The organism is Embleya sp. NPDC005575 (genome assembly GCF_040605455.1).
Lineage (GTDB): Bacteria > Actinomycetota > Actinomycetes > Streptomycetales > Streptomycetaceae > Embleya.
The window spans coordinates 1-25,736 of sequence record NZ_JBEXCV010000041.1 but is presented as its reverse complement, the minus strand read 5'-3'; the positions used below and the strand labels follow the sequence as shown (position 1 = coordinate 25,736).

Below are 25,736 nucleotides of genomic sequence, written 5' to 3'. Positions count from 1 at the left end.
GCAAGTCCGGACCGGCGTGTGTCGATCAGGCGGTGAGGACGATCTTGCCGAACAGATCGCCCTCGACCAACCGACGGAAGCCCTCGCGCGCCTCGGTCAGCGGCAGCACGGTGTCGATCACCGGCCGCACCCCACTGTGCGCGCACAACCGCAGCAGACCCGCGAGCTCGTCCTTGTCGCCCATCGTGGAGCCGACCACGCGCAATTCGTGGAAGAAGATCCGGGTGAGTTCGGCGGCCTGCGGCCGGTCGCCCGAGGTGGCGCCGGAGATCACGACGGTGCCACCGGGTCGCAGGCTCTTGACCGAGTGCGACCACGTGGCCGCGCCCACCGTCTCCATCACCGCGTCGACTCGCTCCGGCAGCCGGGCCCCGGACGCGAAGGCCGCGTCGGCACCGAGATCGATCGCGCGGGCGCGCTTGGCCTCGTCCCGGCTCGTCACCCAGATCCGGTAGCCGGCCGCCTTGCCGAGCACCACCAGCGCGGTGGACACCCCGCCCCCGGCACCCTGCACGAGCACCGTGCCCCCCGGACGCACACCCGAGTTGGTGAACAACATCCGGTACGCGGTCAGCCAGGCGGTGGGTAGGCAGCATGCCTGCTCGAAGGACAACTCGGCGGGCTTGGGCAACAGGTTCCACCGCGGTACGGCGACCTTCTCGGCGAAGGTGCCGTCGTAGCGTTCGGTCAGGATCGATCGGGGCTCGTCGGTACCGAGGCCGCCGATCACCGAGTGCACGACGACCTCGTTGCCATCCTCGTCGATCCCGGCCGCATCGCAGCCCAGGATCATCGGCAGCCGCTCCTGGGTGATGCCCACGCCCTTGAGGGTCCACAGGTCGTGGTGGTTGAGCGACGCGGCCTTGACGGTCACGGTCGTCCACCCCGGCGGCAGGCCGCCGTCGTGCCCCGGCTCGGGGCGTTCCCCGAGGCGGAGGCCGGTCAGCGGGTCCTGGGCATCGATGCTCACGGCGGTCACGGCAAACATGGGAGGCACCCTACTGACGACGTGTGCGGCCCGCCCGGTCGGGCGGGCCGCACACGTCCACGGGTCGCCGTGGATACGCACCGATCGCGACGGTCGGCGAGGAGCCGTCGGACGATCACCGATCCACGATCCGCGGCTCAGATGCGTGCGACGCCGTCCCGGCGCGCGGCCTCGGCCACGGCCCTGGTCACCGCCGGCGCCACTCGCTCGTCGAACGGCGAGGGGATCACCTTGTCCGGCGCGAGCTCGTCCGCGACGACCGCGGCCAGCGCCTCGGCGGCGGCCACCTTCATCCCCTCGGTGATCCGCTTGGCGCGCACCGACAGGGCACCGGCGAACACACCCGGGAAGGCGAGCACGTTGTTGATCTGGTTCGGATAGTCGCTGCGCCCGGTGGCCACCACGGCCGCGTACTTGTGCGCGAGATCCGGGTCGATCTCCGGGTTCGGGTTGGCCATCGCGAAGATGATCGCCTCGGGCGCCATGGTCGCCACGACCTCCTCGGGCACCTTGCCCGCGGACACCCCGAGGAAGACGTCGGCGCCGTTCATGGCCTGCTCGATGCCGCCCTTGAGCTTGGCCTTGTTGGTCAGCTCGGCGATCATCCGCTTGATCGGCGTGAGGTCGTCCCGGCCCTCGTGCACGATGCCGCGGCTGTCCACCACGCACAGGTCGCCGATGCCCGCCTCGATCAGGATCTTGGCGATCGCGATGCCGGCCGCGCCCGCACCGGAGATGACCGCGCGCAGGTCGGCGAGCCGACGCCCGGTCACCGTCGCCGCGTTGCGCAGCGCGGCCAGCGCGACGATCGCGGTGCCGTGCTGGTCGTCGTGGAAGACCGGGATGCTCAGCCGCTCCTGGAGCCGACGCTCCACCTCGAAGCAGCGCGGGGCACTGATGTCCTCCAGGTTGATGCCGCCGAACGAGGGCGCGAGCCGGGCGATGGTGTCCACCAGCTCGTCCACGTCGGTGCAGGTGAGCGCGAGCGGCACGGCGTCGATGCCGGCGAACTCCTTGAACAGGATCGCCTTGCCCTCCATCACCGGCAGGGACGCGGCGGGCCCGATGTCGCCCAGGCCGAGCACGGCGGTGCCGTCGGTGATCACCGCGACCGTGTTGGCCACCCACGTGTAGTCGTGGACGAGTTCCGGGTTCTCCGCGATGGCCGTGCACACACGTGCCACGCCGGGCGTGTACGCGAGGGACAGGTCGTCCCGGTTGCGCACCGGCACGGTCGAGCGAACTTCCATTTTCCCGCCCCGGTGCAGGGCGAAGACCGGATCGAGTTCGTCCGTCGCCGTGCTGTCCGTCGGGATGATCTCCGCTGCCACAGTGACCCCTTTGTCGACATTGTCAGTAGAAGTGCAGCTCTCGAAGCGCGATCGCAGGCTGCATGCCTCAGCGACATCGGCGCTTCGTGCAGCGCACATGATCCGGCTGAGGTTACGGGGGTCACCCGTGACGCCGATTTTGGCACACCCCCGAATGGGGGTACGTCGGGGCGATGAACCGATTACCACCTTTTTGTGATGGCGCGTCAGACCCCTTCTCGCAACTGGCCAAGACGGTAGCGCCACGGGCAGTAGGCTGACAGTAACCGCCGCCACATCCGGCCCCGCCGACCCGTGCGGAACGCGGGCGCGACGGCACCGGGAGAGCGTTCGCCCGAGGTCGGGCCGGCGGCCGCGACCGAAGGGCGGCAGCCGTTGGATCTCTCCTCCTACGCCGAGCACGCGGTCCGCCTGATCAACACCGAGCAGCCGGCGCGCGGCGAGGATCTGTTGCGCTCGCCCGAGGACGTGCTCGCGCTGATCGCACCCGTTCGGCGCATCCCGCCCCGGGTGACGGACGCCGACGTGACCCGGCTGCGCTCGGTGCGCACCCGCCTGCGGGCGGTCTTCACGGACGCCGCGGCGGGCCGCGAGGCGGACGCCGTCGCCACTCTCAACGGCCTGCTCGCCGAATTTCCCGTGCACCCGCGGCTGACCGGCCACGACGCGAGCCCGTGGCATCTACACCTGGCAGGCGACGCGGTGGGCGCGGCCGAGGGCTTCGCCGCGATAGCCGGCATGGGCCTGGCGGTCCGGTTGACCGCACACGGCATCGACCGGCTGGGCGTGTGCCAGGCGTCGCCGTGCCGGAACGTCTTCCTGGACGTGTCCACAAATCGCTCCCGCCGGCACTGCTCGGATCGTTGCACCTCGCGCACCAACGTGGCGCTGTACCGGGCCAGACGCCGGGCCCGTGACCCGCAAGCCGAGCGACATACCTGACATTTACGGGTTGGCGGGCGGCGGACTGTGGCACATGTACATGGACAGCGCGATCTCGCGGTGCGAAATTACCAGAGTCAGGTACACTACGTACTCGTCAAATCACATATCGTGACGTTACCGTTCAGGTAGACAGCCGCCTCGTTTGTTCCCGCACCCCGTTCCCGCACCCGTTCCCGCATCGGTGACGACAGTTGTCGGCCGGCGCGGTAGCGTCGCTGGCGTTCCCCCCGACATCGGTGGTGACCGCCCGGCGGCGGCCACCCACAGCAGCACCTTGGAGGTGAGGGTGTCCCAGCGATCCGCACACACGGCGGACGAAGCCGGCACCGGACAGCGTGACTTCGTCGAGGTCCGACTGCCTGCCGAAGGTGCCTATCTCTCCGTCCTGCGCACCGCGACGGCGGGCCTCGCGGCCCGGCTCGACTTCACCCTGGACGAGATCGAAGACCTGCGCATCGCGGTCGACGAGGCGTGCGCGATGCTGCTCGACCAGGCGGTGGCCGGCGGAGTCCTCTCCTGCGTGTTCAACCTGGTGGGCGACGCGTTGCACGTCACCGTGTCCGCGCCGACCACGGACGGCCGAACACCCGCGCGCGACACGTTCGCCTGGACCGTCCTGTCGGCACTTGCCGGCGAGGTGGACGCGACGGTGAACGAGGACAAGGTGGTCAGCATCAGCCTGCACAAGAAGCGCGGTGGCGGGCCGGAGCAGACGTGAGCAGTGGTGTTGAAGGCGCGGCCAACGAACCGCAGCCGAGCGCGGCCTCACCCGACGAGGCCGCCGGGCGCGGCCGAGGGGAGGGTGAGGGCATGGTGAGCAACGCGAGCATGACGATGGACGGTGGCGTCGAGGCGACCGGGCCGGACGGACCGGCAAAACCTGCCGGATCCGCCGGGCACACGGGACCGGCGGTGCCGAACCGGCGACGTGCCGGTTCCGAACGCCACGCCCACGACCGGGAGGTCGCGCGCGGCCTGTTCGCGCAGCTCGCGCTGCTCGAATCGGACCCGCCCGCGCGGGCCGCAGTGCGCGATCGGCTGGTGGAGATGCATCTGCCGCTGGTCGAGCACCTCGCCCGCCGGTTCCGCAATCGCGGCGAGCCGTTGGACGACCTGATCCAGGTGGCCACCATCGGCCTGATCAAGTCGGTGGACCGGTTCGACTCGGATCGCGGGGTCGAGTTCTCGACCTACGCGACGCCGACCATCGTCGGCGAGATCAAGCGGCACTTCCGGGACAAGGGCTGGGCGGTGCGGGTGCCGCGCCGACTCCAGGAACTGCGCCTCGCGCTGACCTCGGCCACCGCCGAGCTCTCCCAGCGCAACGGCCGCTCCCCCACCGTCGCCGAGCTCGCCGTGCAACTCGGGATCTCCGAAGAGGAGGTGCTCGAAGGGCTCGAATCGGCCAACGCCTACAGCACGCTCTCGCTGGACGTACCGGACACCGACGACGACTCCCCGGCCGTCGCCGACACCCTGGGCGCCGAGGACGACGCGCTCGAAGGCGTCGAATATCGCGAATCGCTCAAGCCGCTCCTGGAGCAGCTGCCGCCGCGCGAGAAGAAGATCCTGCTGCTGCGCTTCTTCGGCAACATGACGCAGTCCCAGATCGCGCAGGAGGTCGGCATCTCGCAGATGCACGTCTCGCGACTGCTCGCGCGCACCCTCGCGCAGCTGCGCGAGCGGCTGCTCGTCGAGGAGTAGCCCCCGGCCACGACGACGGCCCGGATCGAAGTCGGTCCGGGGCCGCCGTCGTTTCGTGCCTTTCGGACGCCGCCGGGTGTGCGGGCGGCGGCCGGCTCAGGCCCGGCGGGCCTGGTGGCGGGCTTCGAGGGCGTTGTACATGCCGGGTGTCGCGAGGGCTCCGATGGTGACCGCGCCCACGATCATGGTCAGGATGCCGATCACCGGCTGATCGGCCTTGATCAGGTACCACCCCATGCCGACCACGATCAGGTTGGCGGTGATCGCCGGCGATCGGCTCCAGCGCCGGCCGCGCAGCATGCCCACGAACGCGGCAACTATCCCGGCGGCCAGGATCAGCAGGTAGACGCCGATCGCGACGCCCTCCGACGCGTTGGTCGGATGGCCGAACTCGCTGCGGAAGGTCAGATAGAGGGAGTATCCGAGGAGTGCGAACGCCTCGACACCGACCACCGCGGTGCAGATGCGCCAGGTGAGGGGGAGGGTCCCGGCGGGGCCCGACTGGTCCTGGGCGGAAGGGCTCTCGGTCACCCCACGACTGTAACCGGGGCTCGGGCCCCGACGACCCACGGGAGGCTTACCCGTCGGTAGATACGCTGGTGTACATGCGCGCCCTCCTCGTCGTGAACCCCAAGGCCACGACCACCAGCGAGCGAACCAGGGACGTCCTGGCGCACGCGCTCGCCAGCGACCTCAAGCTCGACGTGGTCGGCACCGAGCACCGGGGCCACGCCGCCGAGCTGGCCCGACAGGCCGCGGACGACGGCCTCGACCTGGTGATCGCGCTGGGCGGCGACGGCACGGTCAACGAGGTGGCCAACGGCCTGCTCGCGTCCGGCCCGGCACCGTCGCTGCCCGCGTTGGCCGTGGTCCCGGGCGGCAGCACCAACGTGTTCGCGCGTTCGCTGGGTATGCCCAACGATCCGGTCGAGGCGACCGGCTTCCTGTTGGAGGCGCTGCGCGCGGGTCGCAGTCGGGAGATCGGCCTGGGCCTGGCCGACGAGCGCTGGTTCCTGTTTTGCGCCGGCATCGGCTTCGACGCGGAGGTGGTCGGTCGGGTGGAGGAGCACCGGGCCGGCGGCCGGCGCGCGACGCCCGGGCTGTACGTACGGTCCGCGATGCGCCGGTTCTACGGCGGGCGGGACACCCGCAGGCACGGTCCGCTGACGCTGGAGGTGCCCGGCGCGGAGCCGATCGAGGGAATCTGTCTGGGGATAGTGCAGAACACGGTGCCTTGGACTTTTTTGCGCAACCGGCCGGTGAATCCGTGCCCACAAGCGTCATATGACACCGGATTGGACCTCTTCGCGCTCACCCGGATGTCAACACTGCCCACATTGCGCCATCTGGCCCGGATGCTGGGCTCCACGGGTAATGCTCCACATGGGCGTCACGTCGTGTCCCTGCACGACTGCGATGCGTTCACTCTTCGGGCTGAAGAACCTGTTTCCCTTCAGGTCGATGGGGACCATCTGGGAGAACATCGGAGTGTGACCTTCCGGGGGGTTCCCCGTGCACTGCGTGTGATTGTGTGAGTGGAAGGGCCCTTTGGCCTTTCACTCGAACGCAAATATCGGTTCACCCCTTCGATGTAGTGGTGTGACCTAGTCGACACCGATGATTTAAAAAATCCTGGCCCAAGGGGGTTGTATCGGCGGCCGAGGTTTGTAAGGCTCTACGAGGCGGCAGGGACGTGGCCGAAAGGTCATCTTCACCGCCCGAATCCACTGCCAAACCTGGGGACCGACTTCGTCGGCCCCTTGCTTGTCGGGGGGTTCGTGAAAGCGTTCACATTCACAAGCCACAGCGGGGCCGGAAGCCCCCGCTGACCCACGAGGAGTTGGACCGCATGGACTGGCGCCACGTTGCTGCCTGCCGTGACGAAGACCCGGAGCTGTTCTTCCCGATCGGCAACACCGGTCCCGCTCTGCTTCAGATCGAGGAGGCGAAGGCGGTCTGCCGCCGTTGCCCCGTGATGGAGCAGTGCCTGGGCTGGGCTCTCGAGTCCGGTCAGGACGCGGGTGTGTGGGGCGGTCTGAGCGAGGACGAGCGTCGCGCTCTCAAGCGCCGCGCCGCCCGCAACCGCGCACGCGCCTCCGCCTGATCCGTACGACAGGCTGAACACTCCGGGGACTTGATCACCGGAAACACCAAAGCATTGCCAGCAGTTGCCCCGCCAGGGTCCGGTCGGACCAGGGCGGGGCAACTGCTTTTCGACGTACGGACGTTTCCCGGCACCGGGAATGCGGGTGACGGCCGAATGCGCGCGGCGGCCACATGCGGCTGTGCTCAGCGGCGCTGACGGATTTGCAGGTCCAGCGTGACGATCGTGCCGCCGGCCGGATTGGGCACCATGTCGAAACGGCCCGCGAGTTCGCTGCCGACCAGGGTGCGCACGATCTGCAGACCGAGGTTGCCGGAGACCTGCGGATCGAAATCGGCCGGCAACCCGATCCCGTCGTCGGTGACGGTGATCAGCAGGCGCTCCGCGCGACGTTCCGCGTGCACCTCCAAAGTGCCGGACCGGTCGGTGTAGCCGGGGTCCTCGAAGGCGTGCTCCAGGGCGTTCTGCAACAGCTCGGTCAGCACCATCGCCAGCGGCGTCGCGGTCTCCGCGATCAGTTCGCCGAAGTTCCCGTGCCGGGCGGTGCGCACCCGCACCGAGGACGCGGCGACCTCGGTGACCATGGACAGCACCCGATCGGCGATCTCGTCGAAGTCCACCCGCTCGTCCAGCGTCTGGGACAACGTCTCGTGCACGATCGCGATCGAGCCGACCCGGCGGACCGCCTCCTCCAGCGCGGCCCGGGCCTGCGGCGCGTCCATCCGCCTGGCCTGTAGGCGCAGCAGCGCGGCCACCGTCTGCAGGTTGTTCTTCACCCGGTGGTGAATCTCCCGGATGGTGGCGTCCTTGGTGATCAGCTCGCGCTCACGCCGGCGCAGCTCGGTCACATCGCGCAGGAGCATGATCGCGCCGACCCGCTGCCCGCGCGGCTTGAGCGGGATCGCGCGCAGTTGCACCACCGCCGCGGGCGTCTCCACCTCGGTCTCGCGCGGGGCCCAGCCGCTGGCGACCGCGGAGATGGCCTCGTCCACCGGCCCCTCGTGCGGGGCGAGTTCGGCGGTGATCCGGCCGAGGTGGCAGCCGACCAGGTCGGTGGTCAGGCCGAGCCGGTGGTAGGCGGAGAGCGCGTTGGGGCTGGCGTACTGCACGATGCCGTCCGCGTCGAGGCGGATCAGGCCGTCGCCCACGCGTGGCGACGCGTCCATGTCGAGCAGTTCGCCGGCGTGCGGAAACGTCCCTGCGGCGATCATCTGCGCGAGGTCCGCGGCGCTCTGGAGGTAGGTCAATTCCAGCCGGCTCGGCGTGCGCGCGGTGAGCAGGTTGGTGTTGCGCGCGATCACGCCGATCACCCGGCCCTCTCGGGAGACCGGGATCGCCTCGACCCGCACCGGCACGTCGTCGCGCCACTCCGGGTCGCCTTCGCGCACGATCCGGCCCTCGTCCAGCGCCGCGTCCAGCATCGGCCGCCGCCCGCGCGGGACGAAGTCGCCCACCAAGTCGTCCTGATGCGAGGTGGCGCCGGTGTTCGGCCGCATCTGCGCGACCGCGACGTACTGCCCGTCGCCGGTGGGCACCCACAGCACCAGGTCGGCGAAGGACAGGTCCGCGAGCAGTTGCCACTCGGACACCAGCAGGTGCAGCCACTCCAGGTCGGCGGTGGGCAGCGCACCGTGGCGGCGGACGAGATCGTTCATGGAGGGCACACGCGCAGCGTACTTTCCGTCGGGCCTGCGATCCTGGCCGCCCCACTTCGCCGCACCTGTGAGGTATCGATGTCCACCGAATCGCCCACACCACGGCAGCCGCTCGGCGGCGGCGGTCACCCGCTCGACTGGCTGGACATCCGCGCGAAGCAGCGGGTCGAGGCGGGTCTGCGCCGCCGGCTGCGTCCGCGCGAGGCGACGGCGAGCGGTTTGGATCTGGCCGGAAACGACTACCTGGGGCTGTCCCGCGACGAACGGGTGGTCGAGGCGACGGTGCGCGCGGTGCGCACGTGGGGCGGCGGGTCGACCGGGTCGCGGCTGGTGACCGGGTCCACCGCGCTGCACGCCGAGTTGGAGGCCGAGCTCGCCGACCACATGGGCGCAGAGGCGGCGCTGGTGTTCTCCTCCGGATACCTGGCCAACCTCGGGGTGATCGCGGGGTTGGTGGGCAAGGGCGGCCTGGTCGTCTCGGACGCGATCAACCACGCGTCGATCGTGGACGCGTGCCGGCTCTCCCGGGCCCGGGTGGCGATCACCGGGCACCGGGACGTGGCGGCGGTGGCCCGGGCGCTCGCGGAACGGGCCGAGGAACGCGCCCTGGTGGTCGTGGACGCGGTTTTCTCGGTGGATGGGGACATCGCCCCACTCGCCGAGCTTGCGGCCGTCACACGGCGATATGGCGCCGTTCTGCTCGTGGACGAGGCGCACGGGCTCGGCGTGGTGGGTTCGGGTGGCCGGGGCGCGGTACACGCGGCCGGGCTCGCGGGGGCCGACGACGTGGTGGCGACCGCGACGCTGTCCAAGGCGCTGGGCTCGCAGGGCGGCGCGGTGCTGGGGCCCGGCCGGGTGATCGAGCATCTGGTGGACGCGGCACGGCCGTTCATCTTCGACACGGGGTTGGCGCCGGCGTGTGTGGCGGCGGCGCTGGAGGCGTTGCGGATCCTGCGCGCGGAGCCGCGGTTGGCCGACGCGGTACGGGCAAACGCACGCGCGCTGTCGACGGGCGCCCGGGAGGCGGGTCTGCGGGTGACCGAACCCGAGGGCGCGGTGGCGTCGGTGCTCATCGGCGAGGCGCAACTCGCCTTCGACACCGCGGCGCGTTGCGCCGAGGCCGGGGTCCTGGTCGGCTGCTTCCGACCGCCGTCGGTGCCGGACGGCATCTCCCGGCTGCGGCTGGCGGCGCGTGCGGACCTGACGGCGGCGGATGTATCGCGGGCACTGTCGGCGCTGCGGTTCGCCACTTCCTGAGCGTGCGGCGCCCGCCTTCTCGGGCGCGGCTCGCCGCCGGCTGAGGGTGGGCGCCGACTTCTCGGCTGCGGGGTGCCGTCTCCCGAGGGGTGGGGCGCCGCCTTGTCCGCAGTTTGTCCCGAGCGCCACCTCTGCGAGCCGCGGTTCGCCACTCCTGACCCGATAACCGCCTGTATACGTGGCATGTCCCTCGATATTGGTCTAGACAACTAGGATTGGTCTGAACCAAAATGGGCGGCGGCCTCCCGGCCCGCACCGGGAGGCCGCCGAACGTTCGGCCGCGTAGCGGTCCCGCAGGGAAGGAAGGGCACGCGTGGCCGGCATTGGGGCACCTCGCGTGCTTGTGGACGGGACGCTCGCCGGCCCGGCCGAGGTGAGTGTGGAGCAGGGCCGGATCACCGGTGTGACCGTGGGCCCCGGCGGGCCCGACGGCATCCGACTGCCGCACGGCGTGCTCACCCCGGGACTGATCGACATCCAGCTCAACGGCGCGTTCGGACACGACTTCGTGGCGGCCGACGCGACCGCGTGGCGCGAGGTCGCCGCGAAGCTCCCGGCGACCGGGGTCACCGCGTTCTGCCCGACCTTCATCACCGGCGACCTGGACACGCTCACCGCGGCCCTCGTGCGGGCCGCGGAACTGCGCGCCAAGTTCGCCCCGGAGCCCATCGCACGCGACCTGGGCGTGCACCTGGAGGGACCGTTCCTGTCCCCGGCCCGGGTCGGCACCCACCCGCCGCAGTACCTGCGCGAGCCCACCCGTGAACTGGTCGATCGCCTGCTCCTGGACGACCCGGTCCGCGAAGCGCTGACCCTGATCACCCTGGCGCCGGAACTTCCCGGTGCGCTCGAGGCCATTCGGCGCATCGTCGCCACGGGGATCCGAGTCTCGGCCGGACACACGGACGCGACCGCCGCCGAGATGTCCGCCGCCGCGGACGCGGGCGCGACCATGGTCACCCACCTGTTCAACGCGCAACGCGGCCTGGGCCACCGCGAACCGGGCGTGGTGGGCGCGGCGCTGAGCGACCCGCGGCTGACCCCCGGCCTGATCGCGGACCTGCACCACGTGGTGGGCCCGGTCTGCTCGCTGGTCCTGCGTGTCGCCGGCGAGCGAACCGCACTGGTCACCGACGCGATGGCCGCCGCGGGCATGCCCCCTGGCCGCTACCGGCTCGGCGACGTCGACGTGACCCTGGTCGAGGGTGACGTCCCGCGCAACCCCGACGGCACGATCGCCGGCTCCGCGCTGACCCTGGACCTCGCCGTCCGCAACCTGATCGGCCTGGGCAACCCCCCGGCCCGCGTCCTCACCAGCGCCACCCGAGTCCCCGCCGATGCCCTCGGCCGCACCGACCTGGGCCGCCTCACCCCGGGCGCCGCCGCCGACCTGGTGTGGTGGAGCGACGATTGGACGGTACTCAAGACATGGGTCGGCGGCGTGGTGGCGTACGAAGCGGACATCTGACCGCTACCGCCACCCCCTGGTCGGACAAGCCGCCCGCGTGGACACGCCCTCCCGGGGCAGCCGCAGGACATGAACACGACTGCCAAGGCACTGCCCTATCGCCCGATCGGCCTACTCGCAGGCATCGGCGCGGGCCTGCTCGCCGGAAAGCTCGTCGACCGGGCCTGGACGACGCTCACCGGCCGGGACGACGCACCCGACGCCTGGGAACGCGACCGGGGTTGGACCGAAATCCTCCTCGCCGCCGCGATCGAGGGCGCAATCTTCGCCGTCACCCGCACAGCAGTCGAGCGAGCAAGCGCCGTCGGAGTCGAGCGGGCAACGGGGACTTGGCCGGGGGCGTGACGGGGCGGGGGCGGGGCTCGCAGGGCACGGGCTCTTGGGCCGGGGCGTGACGGGCGGGGCGTAACGGGCGCGGCGGTGACGGGCGCGGCGGTGACGGGGGCGCGAAGCACGGCTCTTGGGCCGGGCCGGGTCGTGACCGGGGTCGCGGAGCACGGCGGAACGCGGTGACGCGGGTCGGCGGGCAGCGCGTTGGCCGACTGGATCGTGAACACAACGAGCCGGATCGCCGGAGGTACAGGTGCGGCGAGAGGAGCCCACCCGAGTGGGGCAAGCCGACTCGGGTCCCGAGCGCACGGCAGAGGCCACCCCAAGCAGCGAGCGGAGCGGGACGAACCAACCCGCGTCGCGGGAATCCACCCGGCCGCCCCGGCCGGGCGCCACGGGGCCGGGGCAGGCCCCCTCGACGTCCCTGAAACCCCAACCTCCGCGCCGAACGCAACGGGAGGAGCGGGTGGGTGCACCTCCCGAGCCACGTACATCGCGGCCGCAGCCCGGAGGCCCGAGCCACCCGGACCGATCAGGGCCATGCGGCCACGAGTTCAGTGCGTCTTGGTCACCTTCGCGAGCGCGCGGGGAGCGTCCGGGTCGAGGCCCCGCGCCATGGTGACCTCGTAGGCGAGGAGTTGCAGCGGGATGATCTCCAGGATCGGCTGGACCTCCTCGGCCACGCCTTCGGGGAGGACGAACCCGGCCGAGGCCCGACCGACCTGGTCGGCCGTACCGATCACCATCAGGTCCGCGCCCCGGCCGCGCAGCCGCTCCAGGACGGGCTGGAGCGCGTCGCCGCCCTTGCCGTCGGGGACCACCGCGATCACCGGGCTGACGTTGTCGACCATGGCCAGGGGACCGTGCAGCAGGTCCGCGCCGGAGAACGGCTGGGCCGGGATGTAGCTGGTCTCCATGATCTTGAGCGCGGCCTCGCGCGCCGTCGGGTAGCCGTAGCCGCGCGAGGTGATCACCAGGCGCTGCGCGAAGCGGTACCGCTGGGCCAACTCGGCGACCTCGTGCCGGCGGTCCAGGATGTCCCGGGCCAGGGTGGGCAGCAGGTCGGCCGGCGACGTGTCGCCGCCGCGCAGGCCCTCGACGAACAGGTAGAGCGCGAGCAGTTCCGCGGTGTACGTCTTCGTCGCCGGCAGCGCCTTCTCCGGGCCGGCGAGCACGTCGATGTGGAACTCGGAGACGGCGGCCAGGGCCGAGTCCGGGTTGTTGGTCACCGCGAGGGTGATCGCGCCGGCCTTGCGGGCCGCCTCGGTCGAGGCCACCAGGTCGGGTGAGCCGCCCGACTGGGAGACCGTGACGACCAGGCAGTCGGTCAGGTCCGGCTCCGCGCCGTAGGCGGTGGTCGTGGACATCGAGGTGAGCCCGGCCGGCTTGCCGAGCAGCACCTCGATCAGGTACTTCGCGTACAGCGCGGCGTTGTCGCTGGTGCCGCGCGCCGTCAGCAGCACGAAGCGCGGGTTGCGCGCGGCGATCTCGGCCGCGATGGCCCGGATCGCCGGAGCGCCCTCGGCCAGGATCCGGCGCAGGACGGCAGGCTGCTCCGCCATCTCGGCGGACATGATGGTGCCCCGGTCGGGCCCCAGGGCGTCACGGTCGTCGGTGGTGGCGGACATGGTGCGGCCTTCCGTTGATTCCACTTGTCTGATTGCCGACTGCTGACTGCGGTATTTCGAGATGCCGCGTGGATTTGTTTCGAGGTGTCGCGTGGATCCTCGGTGACGGGGCGTGGTGCCCGGCTTTCGTCTGCCCGGCTACCGGTTCCCAGTGTCCGGTGGCCCGGTGTCGAACCGGTTCACGGCGTCCGGACGCACCGTGTCGAACGGGTTCACAGCGTCCGGACGCATCGTGTCCTACCGACACGCCGGGTCGATCCGGCCGTCAGCCCAGCCGGCGGCCGGTCAGGATCTCGGCCGCGGCGATGCCGCAGACCGTGGCGGCGCCGTGCGTGGCGAGGTGGGCGGCGCCCGGAGTGGCAGCTCCGGGGATGCCCATCTCGACCACGACGGCGTCCGGTCGCGCGGCGAGCAGGCTCCCCGCGATGTCGCCGGCCCACCCGTGGTGATCCAGGTTGCGGACCACCAGGACCAGGGGGCGGTCGGTCGCCGCGCGCAGCACGTGGTCGATCAGCTGCGGCTCCGCGGTCCGGGCCCGGGTGAAGGTGGTGCCGGGCAGGGCCTCGGTCAGGACCGGGGCGATGCCCCACGGGGTCTGCTCGCCGACCGCGATGTTGGCGGTGGGCGACAGCTCGACCACGTGTGCGGGAGTGGTGATCGGTACCACCGTGCCGGTCACCCGGACCGCGCGGCGGGCCGCGTCCAGGCCGAGTGCGTAGTCGACCGGTTCGGCCGCGCCGACCTTGGCCCAGCCGGCCAGCTCGTGCACCCGGGCTGCGGCGTCGAACAGCCGCTCCTCGGCGAGGCGGCCCTCGCGGACCGCGCTCACCAGCGCGTCGCGCAGATGCAGCACGGTCTCCTCGTCGCACAACCCACCGCCCACGCACACCGCGTCGACGCCGGCCGCGATCGCGCGCACGGTGCCCTCGGCGATGCCGTAGGTGTCGGCTATCGCGCCCATCTCGATCGCGTCGGTGACGATCAGGCCGGTGTAGCCCAGTTCCTGGCGCAGCAACCCGGTCATGATCGTCTTGGACAGCGTCGCGGGGAGCTCGGTGTCGTAGGCCGGCAGCACGATGTGCGCGCTCATGATCGCCTTGCTGCCCGCCGCGATGCTCGCGTGGAACGGGACCAGCTCGCGCGCGGCCAGCGTCTCGCGCGAGGCGTCCACGCGCGGCAGCCCGTGGTGCGAGTCCATCGCGGTGTCGCCGTGGCCGGGGAAGTGCTTGACGCACGCGGCCACGCCGGCCGCCTGCAGGCCGGTCACGTACGCGGCGGTGTGCCGGGCGACCAGCTCGGGGTCGGACCCGAAGGACCGCACGCCGATGATCGGGTTGTCCGGGTTGGAGTTCACGTCGGCCGACGGCGCCCAGTTGAGGTTGACGCCGTACGCGGCCAGCTCACGGCCGAGCCCGCGGGCGACCGCCTCGGTGGTCGCGGCGTCGTCCACGACGCCGAGTGCCAGGTTGCCCGGCCAACGGCTGCCCGTGTTCACGTGGATGCGGGTGACGTCACCACCCTCCTCGTCGATCGCGACGACGAGGTCGGGGTTTTCCCGGCGCAGTTCCTCGGTCAGTGCGGTGACCTGCTCGGGGGTCGCGATGTTGCGACCGAACAGACCCACCGAGCCCAGTCCCCCGGCGATGTGGTGCCGCAGCCACCCGGGCGCGGTCAGGCCGTCGAAGCCGGGCTGTAGGACGGCGAGCGCGAGGCGCTCGAGACGTTCGGACATGGTCGATCAGCCCTTTACCGCGCCGGAGGTGAGACCGCCGGTGACCTTGCCCTGCAACACCAGGAAAATCGCAAGAACCGGAAGCATGAACAGGGTCGAGGCGGCCATGATGGCGCCCCAGTCGATGGTGATTCCGTTGCTGAACGAGTTGAGCCAGGTCGGCAGGGTCCGCTGCTCCGGCTTGTTCAGCAGGAGCGCGTTGGCGAACGCGAACTCGTTCCACGCGGTGATGAAGCCGAACAGCGACGTGGACAGCAGGCCCGGGGCCAGCAGCGGGAAGACGATCTTGCGGAACGCGGTGAACCGCGAACAGCCGTCCACCCGCGCGGCCTCCTCCAACTCGACCGGAATGCCGCCGAGGAAGCCGCGCAGCGTCACGATCGAGAACGGCAGCGTCATCACGAAATAGATCGCGGTGAGCATCGGCAGCGAGTCGAGCAGGTCGTTGTCGCGCGCGATCAGGTACATCGGGATCATCAGCGCTTCCCACGGCGCCATCTGTGCGATGAACACCATCAGGATGAAGGGCGCCCGGCCCTTCCACTGCATCCGGGCCACCGCGAACGCGGCGAAGCACGCGACGACCAGCGCCAGGAGCACGCCCACACCCGCGACAATCAGGCTGTTGCGCCAGTAGTCCCAGAAATGCGGCTCACTGGTCGCGGTGTCGAAATTGTGGAACGAGATCGAACTCGGCCAGAACTTCGGCGTCGCCGATTGGATGTCCTTGGCCGGCTTGAACGCGGTGAGGACCATCCAGTAGACCGGGAAGATCGAAACGGCGAAGACCAGCAGTGCCGCGATGTTGAGTGGAATCCGCTTCAGGGTGCGCGCCTTCACTTGTCGGCCTCCCGTTCCTGCTTGAACATCTGACGGAAGTAGAAGACGAGCATTACGGCGAGGATCACCACGGTGATCGTGGAAATCGCCCCGGCCATGTCGAACAATTTGGCCGACATGCCTTGTTGGTAGGCGTACACGGGCAGCGTGCGCACCTCGTTGATCGGGCCGTTCTCACCCGCGATCGCCCAGATCTGGGCGAAGGACTTGAAGATCCAGATCACTTCGAGCGAGGCCACCAGCGCGAAGATCGGGCGCAGGATCGGGAAGGTGATCGAGCGGAAGATCCGCACCGGGCCCGCGCCGTCCAGGCGGGCCGACTCGTAGATGTCGGTGGAGACCGTGGTCAGACCGGCATACAGGGTCAGCGTCGCGAAGGGGATCGACTGCCACACGATGAGCAGGGTGACCACCGTCAGGGTGGAGCCCGCGTGCCCGAACCAGGTGTAGCCCTCGTAGTCGAAGCCGAGCTTGACCAGCGCCCAGTTGACCACGCCGTTGTCCGAGCGGAAAAGCCACTTGAAGATCGTGGTGGCCGCGATGACCGGGGTCGCCCAGGCGGCGACCAGCCCGATGAGCACCATGATGCGCATGGTCTTGCCGAGCTTCATCAGCATCAGCGCGCACACCGTGGAGATCAGCATGACCGCCACGACGTTGACCGCGGTGAAGTAGAACGTGCGGCGGGTGACTTCCCAGAATTCGCTGTCCTTGAGGATCTCCTGGTAGTTCTCCCAGCCGACGTAGTCGGCCGACCGTGAGATCAGCTGCTTGAAGCGGTAATGCTGGAACGACAACATGACGTTCCGGACCACCGGATAGAACAGCAGGAAGACGATCCCGAGGATCGCGGGCGCGACAAGAAGGTACGGGGTAACCGACTTGACGATCCCCGACGGCTTGCGTGGGGGCTTCGTTGCGCGTCTGACGCCGGAGGGCGCCTGGTTGCGCGGGGGCTGCGTAGGAGTCGCGACCACCGCATCTGCCTTGGAGGCTGACACAGCTGCCTTCCCGTTGTTCGGTGTCGGGGGTCTGCGGCCCGTCCGGCCCGGTGGCGGGACGTGGCGAGAGCGCGGAGCCGGCGACGGGGGTCCGCCGGCGGGCCGCGCCGGGTGGGCCGGGCCGGTCCCGCCGCGAAGGAGTACCCCGCGGCGGGAACCGACCGTTCGGCCCGAGTGCGCTTCATCCGATCCGCTCTGCGGTTCGGGTACGCGCATCGCGTCAGTTCTTGGTGTTCAGCGTCTTCTCGATCGACGCGTTGGCTTCCTTGCCGGCCGCGGCCGCGTCGTTGCCGGTCATCACCTTGGTGAGGTAGGCCTTGATCGGGTTGTTGTCCTCGACCGAAGCCCAGTTCGGCGAGTTCGGGGTGGCGAAACCGTTCTTCGCGCCCTCCATCATCGCCGCGCCGCCCGGGTCGGCCGTGACGGCGCCGCTGAGGGTGCTCTTGTTCGGGAGCTGCTTGGTCGCCTGCGCGAGCTTGGCCTGCCACTCGTCGCTGTTGATCAGCTTGATGACGTCGTAGGCCAGGTCCTGGTTCTTCGACGCCTCGGGGACCATCAGGTCGGAACCGCCGGTCAGCGCGGCACCGGCCTTGCCCGCGTCCTTGCCCGGGATCGGGAAGAAGCCGAACTTGTCCTTCAGGGCCGGGTTCGACTTGATGATCGTCTCGGCCTCGCCGGGAACGGCGATGAACTGGGCGATCTTGCCGCCGTCGGCCGCGACGACCTCGGGCTGGGTCTTCTCGTCGCCGTCCTTGGCTGCCTTGCCGAGCGCCTGGAGCTCCTTGTAGAAGGCGGACGCTGCGGCGGCCGGCGCGCCGTCCAGGTTGGCCTTCCACGCGCTGCCGGATTTGGTCGCGATGTCCGCGCCCTCGTCCTTGAGCAGGCCCGCGTAGAAGTACCAGTTCTGGCCCGGCAGGTAGATGCCCTGCTGGTCGCCGGCGTTGAGCCGCTTGGTGATGTCGAGCCACTCGGCGCGGGTCTTCGGCGGCTGGACGTTCGCCTTGGCGAACAGGTCCTTGTTGTAGATCACGACGCGGTTGGCCGCGTAGAACGGGATGCCGTAGGTCTTGCCGTCCACCTTGCCGGGGTCGGACAGACCGGTCAGCCAGTCCTTGCCGCCGAGCTCGGTGACCTTGGAGCTGAGGTCCTTGAGACCGCCCGAGGCGCCGTACTGGGCGATCTGGGTGTTGCCGGCCTCGACCACATCGGGAGCGTCGTTGCTGGCGAGCGCACCGGTGATCTTCTGGCCGATGCCGTTCCACTGCTGGATCTGCACGTCCAGCTTGGCGCCCGGGTGGTCCGTCTCGAACTTCGCCTTGAGCGCGGCGATGTAGTCGTCGGGCGCGGAGCCCTTCATCAGCCAGACCCGAACCGTCTTTCCGTTGGCCGCGACCGGCGCGTTGGACGCTGCCGGCTTGTTGTCCTTTTTGTCATCGCTGCTGTCGGATCCACAGGCGGCAACACCGGTCAGCGCCGCCGCGACACCGGCCGCGACGAGAAGACGACGCTTCACTACATCCTCCTCAGGATGTCGGGCACCGCAGTTCGGTATGGAGTTGCCGATGTTCCCCGTCGGATCCGTGAGGTGCGCGGACCGACCGAGTCCCCCACTGGGGAGGGGACTCGAATGGGAAAACACTGACGCACCAGGGACGAGGGTTACGCGGTGACCATCAATGGTTTAGACCATTTCGGAGGTTGGCATAGACCAATTGGGGTGTCAAGGTTCCGTAGACGGCGAAGTCACGCCGTTATCGGACCGACATCCGCACTCCAGGTCCTGGGGGGATCGGTGGTCGTGCCACGATGGGGACCGAACGTGTCAGGAGGGCACCGGTGACGGCGGAACACGCGATCACAACCGCGGCGGAAAGTGCGACGGCAGGAGGCGACCCCGGCCTCGAGCCGAGCGCGCGCGTGCCCAAGTACTACCGCCTCAAGCGCCATCTTCAGGAGCTGACGAACACCCAGCCACCGGGCACGCCCGTGCCACCGGAACGCACCCTCGCGGCGCAGTTCGACATCTCCCGCACCACGGTGCGGCAGGCCCTCCAGGAGCTGGTCATCGAGGGCCGACTCGAGCGCGCCCAGGGCCGGGGCACCTTCGTGGCCAAGCCCAAGGTGGCGCAGAGCCTCCAGCTGACCTCCTATACCGAGGACATGCAGGCCCAGGGGCTGGAGCCGACCTCTCGATTGATCGAGATCGGCTACATCACGTGCGATGACCACCTCGCGGAGCGGCTCGCGATCCGGCCCGGCAGCCGGGTGCTGCGGATAGAGCGCCTGCGGCTGGCCAACTCCGAGCCGATGGCGATCGAGACCACGCACCTGTCCACCAGACGTTTCCCGGGCCTGCGCAAGCACCTGGCCAAGCACAACTCGCTGTACCGGGCCCTGTCGGCCGGCTTCGACGTGCACCTGGCCGAGGCCGAGGAAACGATCGAGACCGCGATGGCCACCCCGCGCGAGGCGGGACTGCTGGGCACCGACGTGGGTCTACCGCTGTTGCTGCTGTCCCGACACAGCTTCGACACCGACGGCGAGCCGGTCGAGTGGGTCCGATCCGTGTACCGGGGGGATCGGTACAAGTTCGTCGCCCGGCTGCGCCGCCCGCAGGAGTGAGGCCGGGCGCTTCGCCGATAGGTATGCCATCGGCCGGACGATCCGAGTCCACCCGGGCCGTCCGGCCGATCGCCGGAGGAATGCCGTTCACTCCCACAGCCCTGTGCAGAGGGCCGCTCGTGGCGAGTCACGCTGCTCCGCCGAGCTGCATGCCCACCACTTCCATGGTGCCTCACCGGCAGGCCGCTCCCCCTGGGCCACAGGTCCACGAACGACGGGGCCAAGGTCCCCTTAGGCTCACGCCATGAGCGTTCTCGTGGTGACAGGTACCGACACCGGGGTGGGCAAGACGATCGTCACGGCGGCCGTCGCCGCGATCGCGGCCGTGCGCGGTGGCACGGTGGCCGTGGTCAAGGCATCGCAGACCGGTGTGGGGCCGAACGAGGCGGGCGACCTCGCCGACGTTCGGCGCCTGGCCGGGGTGAGCGACCTGCACGAGTACTCGCGCTATCCCGATCCGCTCTCCCCCGCCGCCGCCTCCCGGGTCTCCGGCCTGCCACCGGTGGATCTGTACGGCGTCGCCGACCGGGTTCGCGCGCTCGCCAAGGAGACCGACCTGGTCGTCGTCGAGGGCGCGGGCGGCCTGCTCGTGCGCTTCGACGACGAGGGCACCACGATCGCCGACCTGGCCCACGAGCTGAAGGCCGGCGCGCTCGTGGTGGCCCGGCCCGACCTGGGCACGCTCAACCACACCGCGCTCACCCTGGAGTCGATGGCCCACCGGGGCGTGGACCTGGTCGGCGTGGTGATCGGCTCCTGGCCCGCCGAGGCCGACCTGGCGATGCGTTGCAACGTCCGGGATCTGGAGACCCTGGCCGCCCGACCGCTGGCCGGTGTACTGCCCGCCGGCGCGGGTTCGCTGCATCCCGCCGACTTCCTGCTCACCGCCCGCGCGAGTTTGTCCCCGGCCCTGGGCGGTACCTTCGACGCGGCCGCGTTCCGCGCCATACAGGATCCGACCGCGAGGTGAGCGACATGACGGAAACCCTCGACAGTGACCGTACGCAGACCGTGAACGACGACATCCTGGCCGTGGCCCGGCGCCAAGTCCTCGACGAGGGGCAGGGCCTGAGCGCCGATCAGGTGCTGGCCGTGCTCGAACTGGCGGACGACCGCCTGGAAGAGCTGCTCCAGCTCGCGCACGAGGTCCGGGTCCGGCACTGCGGACCCGAGGTCGAGGTCGAGGGCATCGTGTCGGTCAAGACCGGCGGCTGCCCCGAGGACTGCCACTTCTGCTCCCAGTCGGGCCTGTTCCCCTCCCCCGTGCGCGCCGCGTGGCTGGACATCCCCTCGCTGGTGGAGGCCGCCAAGGAGACCGCCGCGACCGGCGCCACAGAGTTCTGCATCGTGGCCGCCGTGCGCGGCCCGGACGAGCGCCTGATGAAGCAGATGCGCGAGGGCGTCGCGGCGATCCGCGAGGTCGTCGACATCAACATCGCCGCGTCGCTGGGCATGCTCACCCAGGAGCAGGTCGACGAACTCGCCGACATGGGCATCCACCGCTACAACCACAACCTGGAGACGGCCAAGTCGTACTTCACCAACGTGGTCACCACGCACACGTGGGAGGAGCGTTGGGACACCCTGCGGATGGTGCGCGCGGCGGGCATGGAGGTGTGCTGCGGCGGCATCGTCGGCATGGGCGAGTCCGCCGAGCAGCGCGCCGAGTTCGCCGGTCAGCTGGCCGAGCTGGAGCCGGACGAGGTCCCGCTGAACTTCCTCAACCCGCGCCCGGGCACCCCGTTCGCCGACCAGGAGGTGCTGGAGCCGCGCGAGGCGCTCAAGATCATCGGCGCCTTCCGACTCGCCCTCCCCCGAACCATCCTGCGCTACGCGGGCGGCCGGGAGATCGCGCTCGGCGACCTCGGCACACGCGAGGGCCTGCTCGGCGGGATCAACGCGGTGATCGTCGGCAACTACCTCACCACCCTGGGCCGCGCCGCGGACGCCGACCTGGAGCTGCTCAAGGAACTGAGCATGCCGGTCAAGGCGCTCAACCAGACGTTGTAGCCGCACCCGACCCGCCGACGGCCCCACCGGATCCGGGGCCGTCGGCGGTCGCCTCTTACTGCCCGGTAGCACGCGCGGATAGGTTTCCCTCCGGCACGGGGTCGGCCGTGTCCACGGCGACGGAGGTCGGTCATGCGCGCACGGCGAGAGGCCGAGGAACGAGACCACGCCGACCGGACGGTGGAGGGGCACGGCGGCACGCTGGCCGTCGCCGCCGCCCGGGCGCACGGGATCGACACGATGTTCACGCTGTCGGGAGGCCACGTCTTCCCGCTCTACGACGCCGCGGTCGGCGCCGCGCCACCTCTGCGGGTGGTGGACGTACGGCACGAGCAGACCGCCGTGTTCGCCGCCGAGGCGACCGCCAAACTCACCCGCCGGCCGGGCCTGGCCGTGCTGACCGCGGGCCCCGGCATCACCAACGGGGTCAGCGCGGTGGCCACCGCCTGGTTCAACGGCTCGCCGATGCTGGTCCTGGGCGGACGCGCACCCGCGTTCCGCTGGGGCTCGGGGGCGCTCCAGGAGCTCGACCATCCGCCGCTGCTGGCGCCGATCACCAAACGCGCGGCGACCGTGCACGACACCGACCAAATCGCCGCCGAGGTGGACGCCGCGCTGACCCTGGCGAACAGCCCGCACCGGGGTCCGGTCTTCCTGGACGTGCCGATGGACGTGCTCTACGACCGCGCGGAGGTGCCGCTGCCGCACCCGGCACCGCCCGTACCGGTGCTGCCGGACCCGGATCCGGTCGCCGAGATCGCCGACCTGCTCGCCCGCGCCGCACGACCGGTGCTGGTGCTCGGCCAGGACGTGTGGATCGGCGGCGCGGAGCAGGCCGCGCGCCGGGCCGCGGAGACCATGGGGATACCGGTGGTGGCCAACGGGATGGGCCGGGGCGTACTGCCCGCCGGCCACCCGCTGCTCGCCGGCCGGGCCCGGGTGACCGCCCTCCGCGGCGCCGACCTGGTGCTGGTGGCGGGCGCGCCGCTGGACTTCCGGCTGGGCTACGGCAGCTTCGGCGGCCAGGGCGGCGGGCCCGCCGCCCGCGTGGTGCACCTGACCGACGCGCCCGCGGGACCGGCTCCGCACGCGCACTGCGCGATGACGCTCTCCGCGGACCTGACCGCACTGTTCGACGCGCTCACCACCGCGTGGGAGCGGGTCGGCCGGGTGGGCATGTACCGGCTCTGGGCCGCGCACGTGCGCGACGCGGCGCGCACCGCCGCGCAGTCCGACGCACCGCTCCTGGGCAGCGCCGGCCGGCCGATCCATCCGGCGCGCGTGCACGGCGAGTTGCTGCGCCGGCTCGACGAGGACGCCGTGGTGATCGGCGACGGCGGCGACTTCGTGTCCTTCGCGGGCAAGTACATCGAACCCGCCCGCCCCGGCGGTTGGCTGGACGCGGGCCCGTTCGGCTGCCTGGGCACCGGCCTGGGCTACGCGCTGGGCGCGCGGCTGGCCCGCCCCTCGGCGCAGATCGTGCTGCTGCTGGGGGACGGTGCGGCGGGCTTCTCGCTGATGGACGTGGACACCCTGGTCCGGCACCGCCTGCCGGTGGTGCTGATCGTCGGCAACAACGGCTGCTGGGCCATGGAGAAGCACCCGATGCGCATGTCGTACGGGCACGACGTGGCCGCCGACCTGACCCCGGGCACCCGCTACGACGACGTGGTGCGCGCCTTGGGCGGCGCGGGCGAGACGATCACCCGCCCCGAGCGGATCGGGCCCGCGCTGCGGCGCGCGTTCGACTCCGGCGTGCCGTACCTGCTGAACGTGCTCACCGACCCGGAGGCGGTTTACCCGCGCACGACCATGGGCGTGTGATCCGCAGCGTAAGCTGGACGGCTATGAATCCTCCTGCCTCCGCCGCCGCGGCCCGACCGCACGATCACCACCCCGCGCCCGCCGGCGCTCGCATTCGCCAGGCGCGTGCGCAGGAGTACGAAGCGGTGGGGGACGTGACCGTCGCGGGGTACGCGGGCCTCATCGCCGCCGACCAGGACTACGTCAACGAACTGCGCAATGCCGCGCACCGCGCGGAGAACTCCGAGCTGCTCGTGGCCGTGGACGAGAGCAGCGGCGAGATCCTGGGCACCGTGGCCTTCGTGCTGCCCGGCAGCGCGTACGCGGAGGTCGCCCGGGAGGACGAGGGCGAGTTCCGAATGCTCGCCGTCAGTCCGGCCGCCCGCGGTCGCGGCATCGGCGAGGCGCTCGTGGAGGCATGCCTGGAGCGGGCCCGCAAGCACCACTTCACCGCCGTCGCGATCTCGACCGTGTGGGACATGCGCGCCGCACACCGGCTCTACGCGCGGATGGGCTTTCACCGCGCGCCCGAGCGCGACTGGTGGCCGGTGCCCGAGGTGGAACTGATCTGCTACCTCAAGGACCTGCGCGAGGCCCCGCAAGCCTGATCGGTGTGCGTGCCGTTCGTCGGGGCCGCACCCGGACGGGGCCGGTCGAGCCGCCGGGGCGCAGGCCGTAATCTACGGCCGTGACCACCGATGCAGCCTTCTGCGACCACTGCGGCGAACAGCTTGCCGGCGCCGCACACGACGACTGTGTGCGGCGCCGCGAACTCGAACCACCGCGCTACTGCGGTCGGTGCCGGCGGCGGATGACCGTACAGGTGACCCCGCGCGGTTGGACCGCCAAATGCGTCGAGCACGGGGTGCTCACGTCGATCTGACCCCCGCGGTCGGGCCGACGCGAATGCCCCGACAAGGCGCTTCGCCGGGGTGCTACTCGATCACCGCGATCGGGTCGCCCTCCTGGATCACATCGCCCTCGGCGACGGTGATGCGTGCGATGGTGCCCGGAAACTCGTTGAGCACCGGGATCTCCATCTTCATCGACTCCAGGATGACCAGCGTGCTGCCGGCCTCGACCGTGTCCCCCTCGTGGGCGACGACCTTGGCCACGTTGGCCACCATCTCCGCCAGGACCTGCTCGGCCATCGTCGTTCCTCCTTCGGGCCCGGGTCGGGCCGTGCTGAAGCGCGTATCGGAGGCGCGATGACGCCCCGCCCGAAATCCAATCACGGGAAGCCGTCCCCGGCGGGTGTCCTGCCCGACAAGGCCCTCCCGCCATCTTTGTCCGGGCCCGGCGCGCCGAACCGGTCCGGGCGACTCAGCCGGACCGTTCCAGCACCTGCGCCAGCGCCTCGACCACTCGCGGGTCGTATGCCCCGGTCGCGTCCGCGCGCAGTCGGGCGAACACCTCGCGTCGCGCACGCGGGTCCTCGGTCAGCGTGATCAGGTCGTCGTAGGCGTTGACCACCTTGATGATCCGGCCGGCCAGCGGTGGCGGCGGCCCGCCCTGCGCGTCCCGGTAGGGGTCGGCCTGCGCGGCCACGATGGTGGCGACCCGATCGAGTACGCCGCTCTCCCGGATCACCTCCGCGCCGAGCCGGGCGATCCGGCGCTGCTCGGCCTCGGGCAGCTCCAGCGTGGTGCCGCCGGGCACCGGTTCCGCCAGCGCGAGTTGCCCGATGTCGTGCATCTTCGCCGCGTACTGCAACTCGCGCAGTTCCACCTCGCCCAGGCCGAGGTCCACCCCGACCGCGTGCGCGAGATCGCCCACCCGGGCGGCATGCCCCGGCGACCCGCACCCGGCCGCCTCCGGCAACCGGGACAGCGCGTCGAGGGTCTGCCGATGCACCAGCCGGGTCGCGGCGTAGCGCCGAAAGGACAGCAGCACCAGCAGCGACGGCAGGCAGAACACCGGCACCGCCCACAACCCGAGGGCGCCGGCGGACAGTGCCACCAGCATGCCGGTCGCGCCCACCGCGGTGCCGATCCCGGTCATCCCGCAGGCCCGCCCGGTGCCCTCGCCGTCCGGCCCGCATCGTCGGGTGGGGCTCAACCCCGTGCACAGCGCCCGCAGTTCGACCAACAGTGCGGGACGAAACGGGCGATCCACCCGAGCCATGGCGGCCACCACCGCGTCGCACAACGACGTCAACAGCACCACCAGGACCAGGAACGTGCCGTAGGCCCACCCGCGCGTCATCACCGCGTCGAGCCGGCCACTGGCGTACAGCGGCCGGAACAGCGTCGCCGCGAAGCCCGCTGCGAGCAGCCGGCGTGCGACGTAGGCGGGCGCCGGCGCCCGGCCGCGCGCGA

25 protein-coding genes are annotated in these 25,736 nt (G+C 70.8%); 14 read left to right on the top strand and 11 right to left on the bottom strand.

Translation table 11 applies throughout. From position 1 onward, the window contains the following. Positions 1 to 25: 25 nt before the first annotated feature. Both ABZS54_RS16455 and ABZS54_RS16450 read right to left on the bottom strand, forming a co-directional pair. Positions 26 to 988 carry a zinc-binding dehydrogenase gene (locus ABZS54_RS16455; RefSeq protein WP_355535479.1) on the bottom strand — a complete coding sequence of 321 codons (963 nt, stop codon included), beginning with the start codon at positions 986 to 988 and terminating at the stop codon, positions 26 to 28. A 137-nt stretch (positions 989 to 1,125) separates the two neighbouring features. Next, the gene (locus ABZS54_RS16450) at positions 1,126 to 2,319 is read right to left on the bottom strand and encodes an NADP-dependent malic enzyme (protein WP_355535476.1); all 1,194 of its coding nucleotides are present in this window, start codon (positions 2,317 to 2,319) and stop codon (positions 1,126 to 1,128) included. 375 nt (positions 2,320 to 2,694) lie between these two features. Here ABZS54_RS16450 and ABZS54_RS16445 point away from each other — a divergent pair, with 375 nt between their 5' ends. From ABZS54_RS16445 to ABZS54_RS16435, 3 genes are all read left to right on the top strand, one after another. Beyond that, on the top strand, positions 2,695 to 3,261 hold the full coding sequence (locus tag ABZS54_RS16445) for a CGNR zinc finger domain-containing protein (protein WP_355535473.1): 567 nt from the start codon (positions 2,695 to 2,697) through the stop codon (positions 3,259 to 3,261). A 289-nt stretch (positions 3,262 to 3,550) separates the two neighbouring features. Then, positions 3,551 to 3,982 (top strand): hypothetical protein, encoded by a 432-nt coding sequence (locus ABZS54_RS16440; RefSeq protein ID WP_020557392.1) that lies wholly within the window; start codon positions 3,551 to 3,553, stop codon positions 3,980 to 3,982. A gap of 92 nt (positions 3,983 to 4,074) precedes the next feature. Next, on the top strand, positions 4,075 to 4,968 hold the full coding sequence (locus tag ABZS54_RS16435) for an RNA polymerase sigma factor SigF (RefSeq protein ID WP_355535557.1): 894 nt from the start codon (positions 4,075 to 4,077) through the stop codon (positions 4,966 to 4,968). Positions 4,969 to 5,064: 96 nt separating this feature from the next. Here ABZS54_RS16435 and ABZS54_RS16430 read toward each other — a convergent pair whose 3' ends face one another. After that, positions 5,065 to 5,499, bottom strand: coding sequence for a hypothetical protein (locus ABZS54_RS16430; RefSeq protein WP_355535470.1), 435 nt, complete (start codon positions 5,497 to 5,499; stop codon positions 5,065 to 5,067). A 74-nt stretch (positions 5,500 to 5,573) separates the two neighbouring features. Here ABZS54_RS16430 and ABZS54_RS16425 point away from each other — a divergent pair, with 74 nt between their 5' ends. Further along, positions 5,574 to 6,503, top strand: a complete 930-nt coding sequence (locus ABZS54_RS16425) for a diacylglycerol kinase family protein (protein ID WP_355535467.1) — start codon at positions 5,574 to 5,576, stop codon at positions 6,501 to 6,503. A gap of 314 nt (positions 6,504 to 6,817) precedes the next feature. After that, positions 6,818 to 7,072, top strand: coding sequence for a WhiB family transcriptional regulator (locus ABZS54_RS16420; RefSeq protein WP_020557388.1), 255 nt, complete (start codon positions 6,818 to 6,820; stop codon positions 7,070 to 7,072). Positions 7,073 to 7,257: 185 nt separating this feature from the next. Here the strand turns inward: ABZS54_RS16420 and ABZS54_RS16415 are convergent, their stop codons facing one another. Next, positions 7,258 to 8,727: a histidine kinase N-terminal domain-containing protein gene (locus ABZS54_RS16415; protein WP_355535463.1), complete on the bottom strand. Its 1,470-nt coding sequence runs from the start codon at positions 8,725 to 8,727 to the stop codon at positions 7,258 to 7,260. 78 nt (positions 8,728 to 8,805) lie between these two features. Here ABZS54_RS16415 and ABZS54_RS16410 point away from each other — a divergent pair, with 78 nt between their 5' ends. The 3 genes from ABZS54_RS16410 (at position 8,806) to ABZS54_RS16400 (ending at position 11,797) form a co-directional block, all read left to right on the top strand. Next, positions 8,806 to 9,984 carry an 8-amino-7-oxononanoate synthase gene (locus ABZS54_RS16410; RefSeq protein ID WP_355535460.1) on the top strand — a complete coding sequence of 393 codons (1,179 nt, stop codon included), beginning with the start codon at positions 8,806 to 8,808 and terminating at the stop codon, positions 9,982 to 9,984. A 313-nt stretch (positions 9,985 to 10,297) separates the two neighbouring features. After that, positions 10,298 to 11,452 (top strand): N-acetylglucosamine-6-phosphate deacetylase, encoded by a 1,155-nt coding sequence (nagA, locus tag ABZS54_RS16405; RefSeq protein WP_355535457.1) that lies wholly within the window; start codon positions 10,298 to 10,300, stop codon positions 11,450 to 11,452. A gap of 69 nt (positions 11,453 to 11,521) precedes the next feature. Next, the gene (locus ABZS54_RS16400) at positions 11,522 to 11,797 is read left to right on the top strand and encodes a DUF4235 domain-containing protein (RefSeq protein ID WP_355535454.1); all 276 of its coding nucleotides are present in this window, start codon (positions 11,522 to 11,524) and stop codon (positions 11,795 to 11,797) included. Positions 11,798 to 12,336: 539 nt separating this feature from the next. Here the strand turns inward: ABZS54_RS16400 and ABZS54_RS16395 are convergent. From ABZS54_RS16395 to ABZS54_RS16375, 5 genes are all read right to left on the bottom strand, one after another. After that, on the bottom strand, positions 12,337 to 13,410 hold the full coding sequence (locus ABZS54_RS16395) for an SIS domain-containing protein (protein ID WP_355535451.1): 1,074 nt from the start codon (positions 13,408 to 13,410) through the stop codon (positions 12,337 to 12,339). A gap of 265 nt (positions 13,411 to 13,675) precedes the next feature. Continuing rightward, positions 13,676 to 15,142: a glycoside hydrolase family 3 protein gene (locus ABZS54_RS16390; protein ID WP_355535448.1), complete on the bottom strand. Its 1,467-nt coding sequence runs from the start codon at positions 15,140 to 15,142 to the stop codon at positions 13,676 to 13,678. 6 nt (positions 15,143 to 15,148) lie between these two features. Further along, a complete protein-coding gene (locus ABZS54_RS16385) occupies positions 15,149 to 15,982 on the bottom strand; it encodes a carbohydrate ABC transporter permease (protein WP_355535445.1) in 834 nt (277 codons plus the stop codon). Further along, positions 15,979 to 16,959: a sugar ABC transporter permease gene (locus ABZS54_RS16380; protein ID WP_355535442.1), complete on the bottom strand. Its 981-nt coding sequence runs from the start codon at positions 16,957 to 16,959 to the stop codon at positions 15,979 to 15,981. Before ABZS54_RS16380 ends, ABZS54_RS16385 begins: the two co-directional genes overlap by 4 nt. Before the next feature lie 244 nt (positions 16,960 to 17,203). Further along, positions 17,204 to 18,496, bottom strand: a complete 1,293-nt coding sequence (locus ABZS54_RS16375; protein WP_355535439.1) for an extracellular solute-binding protein — start codon at positions 18,494 to 18,496, stop codon at positions 17,204 to 17,206. Between the two features lie 341 nt (positions 18,497 to 18,837). On the opposite strand from ABZS54_RS16375, the gene ABZS54_RS16370 reads away from it, so the two are divergent. From ABZS54_RS16370 to ABZS54_RS16345, 6 genes are all read left to right on the top strand, one after another. Then, positions 18,838 to 19,605 carry a GntR family transcriptional regulator gene (locus ABZS54_RS16370; RefSeq protein WP_355535554.1) on the top strand — a complete coding sequence of 256 codons (768 nt, stop codon included), beginning with the start codon at positions 18,838 to 18,840 and terminating at the stop codon, positions 19,603 to 19,605. 244 nt (positions 19,606 to 19,849) lie between these two features. After that, positions 19,850 to 20,575 (top strand): dethiobiotin synthase, encoded by a 726-nt coding sequence (bioD, locus tag ABZS54_RS16365; protein ID WP_355535436.1) that lies wholly within the window; start codon positions 19,850 to 19,852, stop codon positions 20,573 to 20,575. Positions 20,576 to 20,580: 5 nt separating this feature from the next. Beyond that, positions 20,581 to 21,615 carry a biotin synthase BioB gene (bioB, locus tag ABZS54_RS16360; protein ID WP_020557287.1) on the top strand — a complete coding sequence of 345 codons (1,035 nt, stop codon included), beginning with the start codon at positions 20,581 to 20,583 and terminating at the stop codon, positions 21,613 to 21,615. Positions 21,616 to 21,747: 132 nt separating this feature from the next. Continuing rightward, positions 21,748 to 23,439, top strand: a complete 1,692-nt coding sequence (locus ABZS54_RS16355) for an acetolactate synthase (RefSeq protein ID WP_355535433.1) — start codon at positions 21,748 to 21,750, stop codon at positions 23,437 to 23,439. 23 nt (positions 23,440 to 23,462) lie between these two features. Next, a complete protein-coding gene (locus ABZS54_RS16350) occupies positions 23,463 to 24,026 on the top strand; it encodes a GNAT family N-acetyltransferase (protein ID WP_355535430.1) in 564 nt (187 codons plus the stop codon). Between the two features lie 80 nt (positions 24,027 to 24,106). Next, positions 24,107 to 24,301, top strand: a complete 195-nt coding sequence (locus ABZS54_RS16345; protein ID WP_020557291.1) for a hypothetical protein — start codon at positions 24,107 to 24,109, stop codon at positions 24,299 to 24,301. 52 nt (positions 24,302 to 24,353) lie between these two features. Here the strand turns inward: ABZS54_RS16345 and ABZS54_RS16340 are convergent, their stop codons facing one another. Continuing rightward, a complete protein-coding gene (locus ABZS54_RS16340; protein ID WP_355535427.1) occupies positions 24,354 to 24,569 on the bottom strand; it encodes a biotin/lipoyl-binding carrier protein in 216 nt (71 codons plus the stop codon). Between the two features lie 172 nt (positions 24,570 to 24,741). After that, on the bottom strand, positions 24,742 to 25,736 hold a 995-nt coding region (locus tag ABZS54_RS16335; protein ID WP_355535424.1), incomplete at its 5' end, for an HD domain-containing phosphohydrolase.

Excerpts from the sequence above, each read along its gene's own strand:
- ABZS54_RS16455 (WP_355535479.1), bottom strand. The coding sequence starts at position 988 with ATGTTTGCCGTGACCGCCGTGAGCATCGATGCCCAGGACCCGCTGACC.
- ABZS54_RS16435 (WP_355535557.1), top strand. The coding sequence starts at position 4,075 with ATGGTGAGCAACGCGAGCATGACGATGGACGGTGGCGTCGAGGCGACC.
- ABZS54_RS16425 (WP_355535467.1), top strand. The coding sequence starts at position 5,574 with ATGCGCGCCCTCCTCGTCGTGAACCCCAAGGCCACGACCACCAGCGAG.
- ABZS54_RS16420 (WP_020557388.1), top strand. The coding sequence starts at position 6,818 with ATGGACTGGCGCCACGTTGCTGCCTGCCGTGACGAAGACCCGGAGCTG.
- ABZS54_RS16415 (WP_355535463.1), bottom strand. The coding sequence starts at position 8,727 with ATGAACGATCTCGTCCGCCGCCACGGTGCGCTGCCCACCGCCGACCTG.
- ABZS54_RS16410 (WP_355535460.1), top strand. The coding sequence starts at position 8,806 with ATGTCCACCGAATCGCCCACACCACGGCAGCCGCTCGGCGGCGGCGGT.
- ABZS54_RS16400 (WP_355535454.1), top strand. The coding sequence starts at position 11,522 with ATGAACACGACTGCCAAGGCACTGCCCTATCGCCCGATCGGCCTACTC.
- ABZS54_RS16395 (WP_355535451.1), bottom strand. The coding sequence starts at position 13,410 with ATGTCCGCCACCACCGACGACCGTGACGCCCTGGGGCCCGACCGGGGC.
- ABZS54_RS16390 (WP_355535448.1), bottom strand. The coding sequence starts at position 15,142 with ATGTCCGAACGTCTCGAGCGCCTCGCGCTCGCCGTCCTACAGCCCGGC.
- bioD (WP_355535436.1), top strand. The coding sequence starts at position 19,850 with ATGAGCGTTCTCGTGGTGACAGGTACCGACACCGGGGTGGGCAAGACG.
- bioB (WP_020557287.1), top strand. The coding sequence starts at position 20,581 with ATGACGGAAACCCTCGACAGTGACCGTACGCAGACCGTGAACGACGAC.
- ABZS54_RS16355 (WP_355535433.1), top strand. The coding sequence starts at position 21,748 with ATGCGCGCACGGCGAGAGGCCGAGGAACGAGACCACGCCGACCGGACG.
- ABZS54_RS16350 (WP_355535430.1), top strand. The coding sequence starts at position 23,463 with ATGAATCCTCCTGCCTCCGCCGCCGCGGCCCGACCGCACGATCACCAC.
- ABZS54_RS16340 (WP_355535427.1), bottom strand. The coding sequence starts at position 24,569 with ATGGCCGAGCAGGTCCTGGCGGAGATGGTGGCCAACGTGGCCAAGGTC.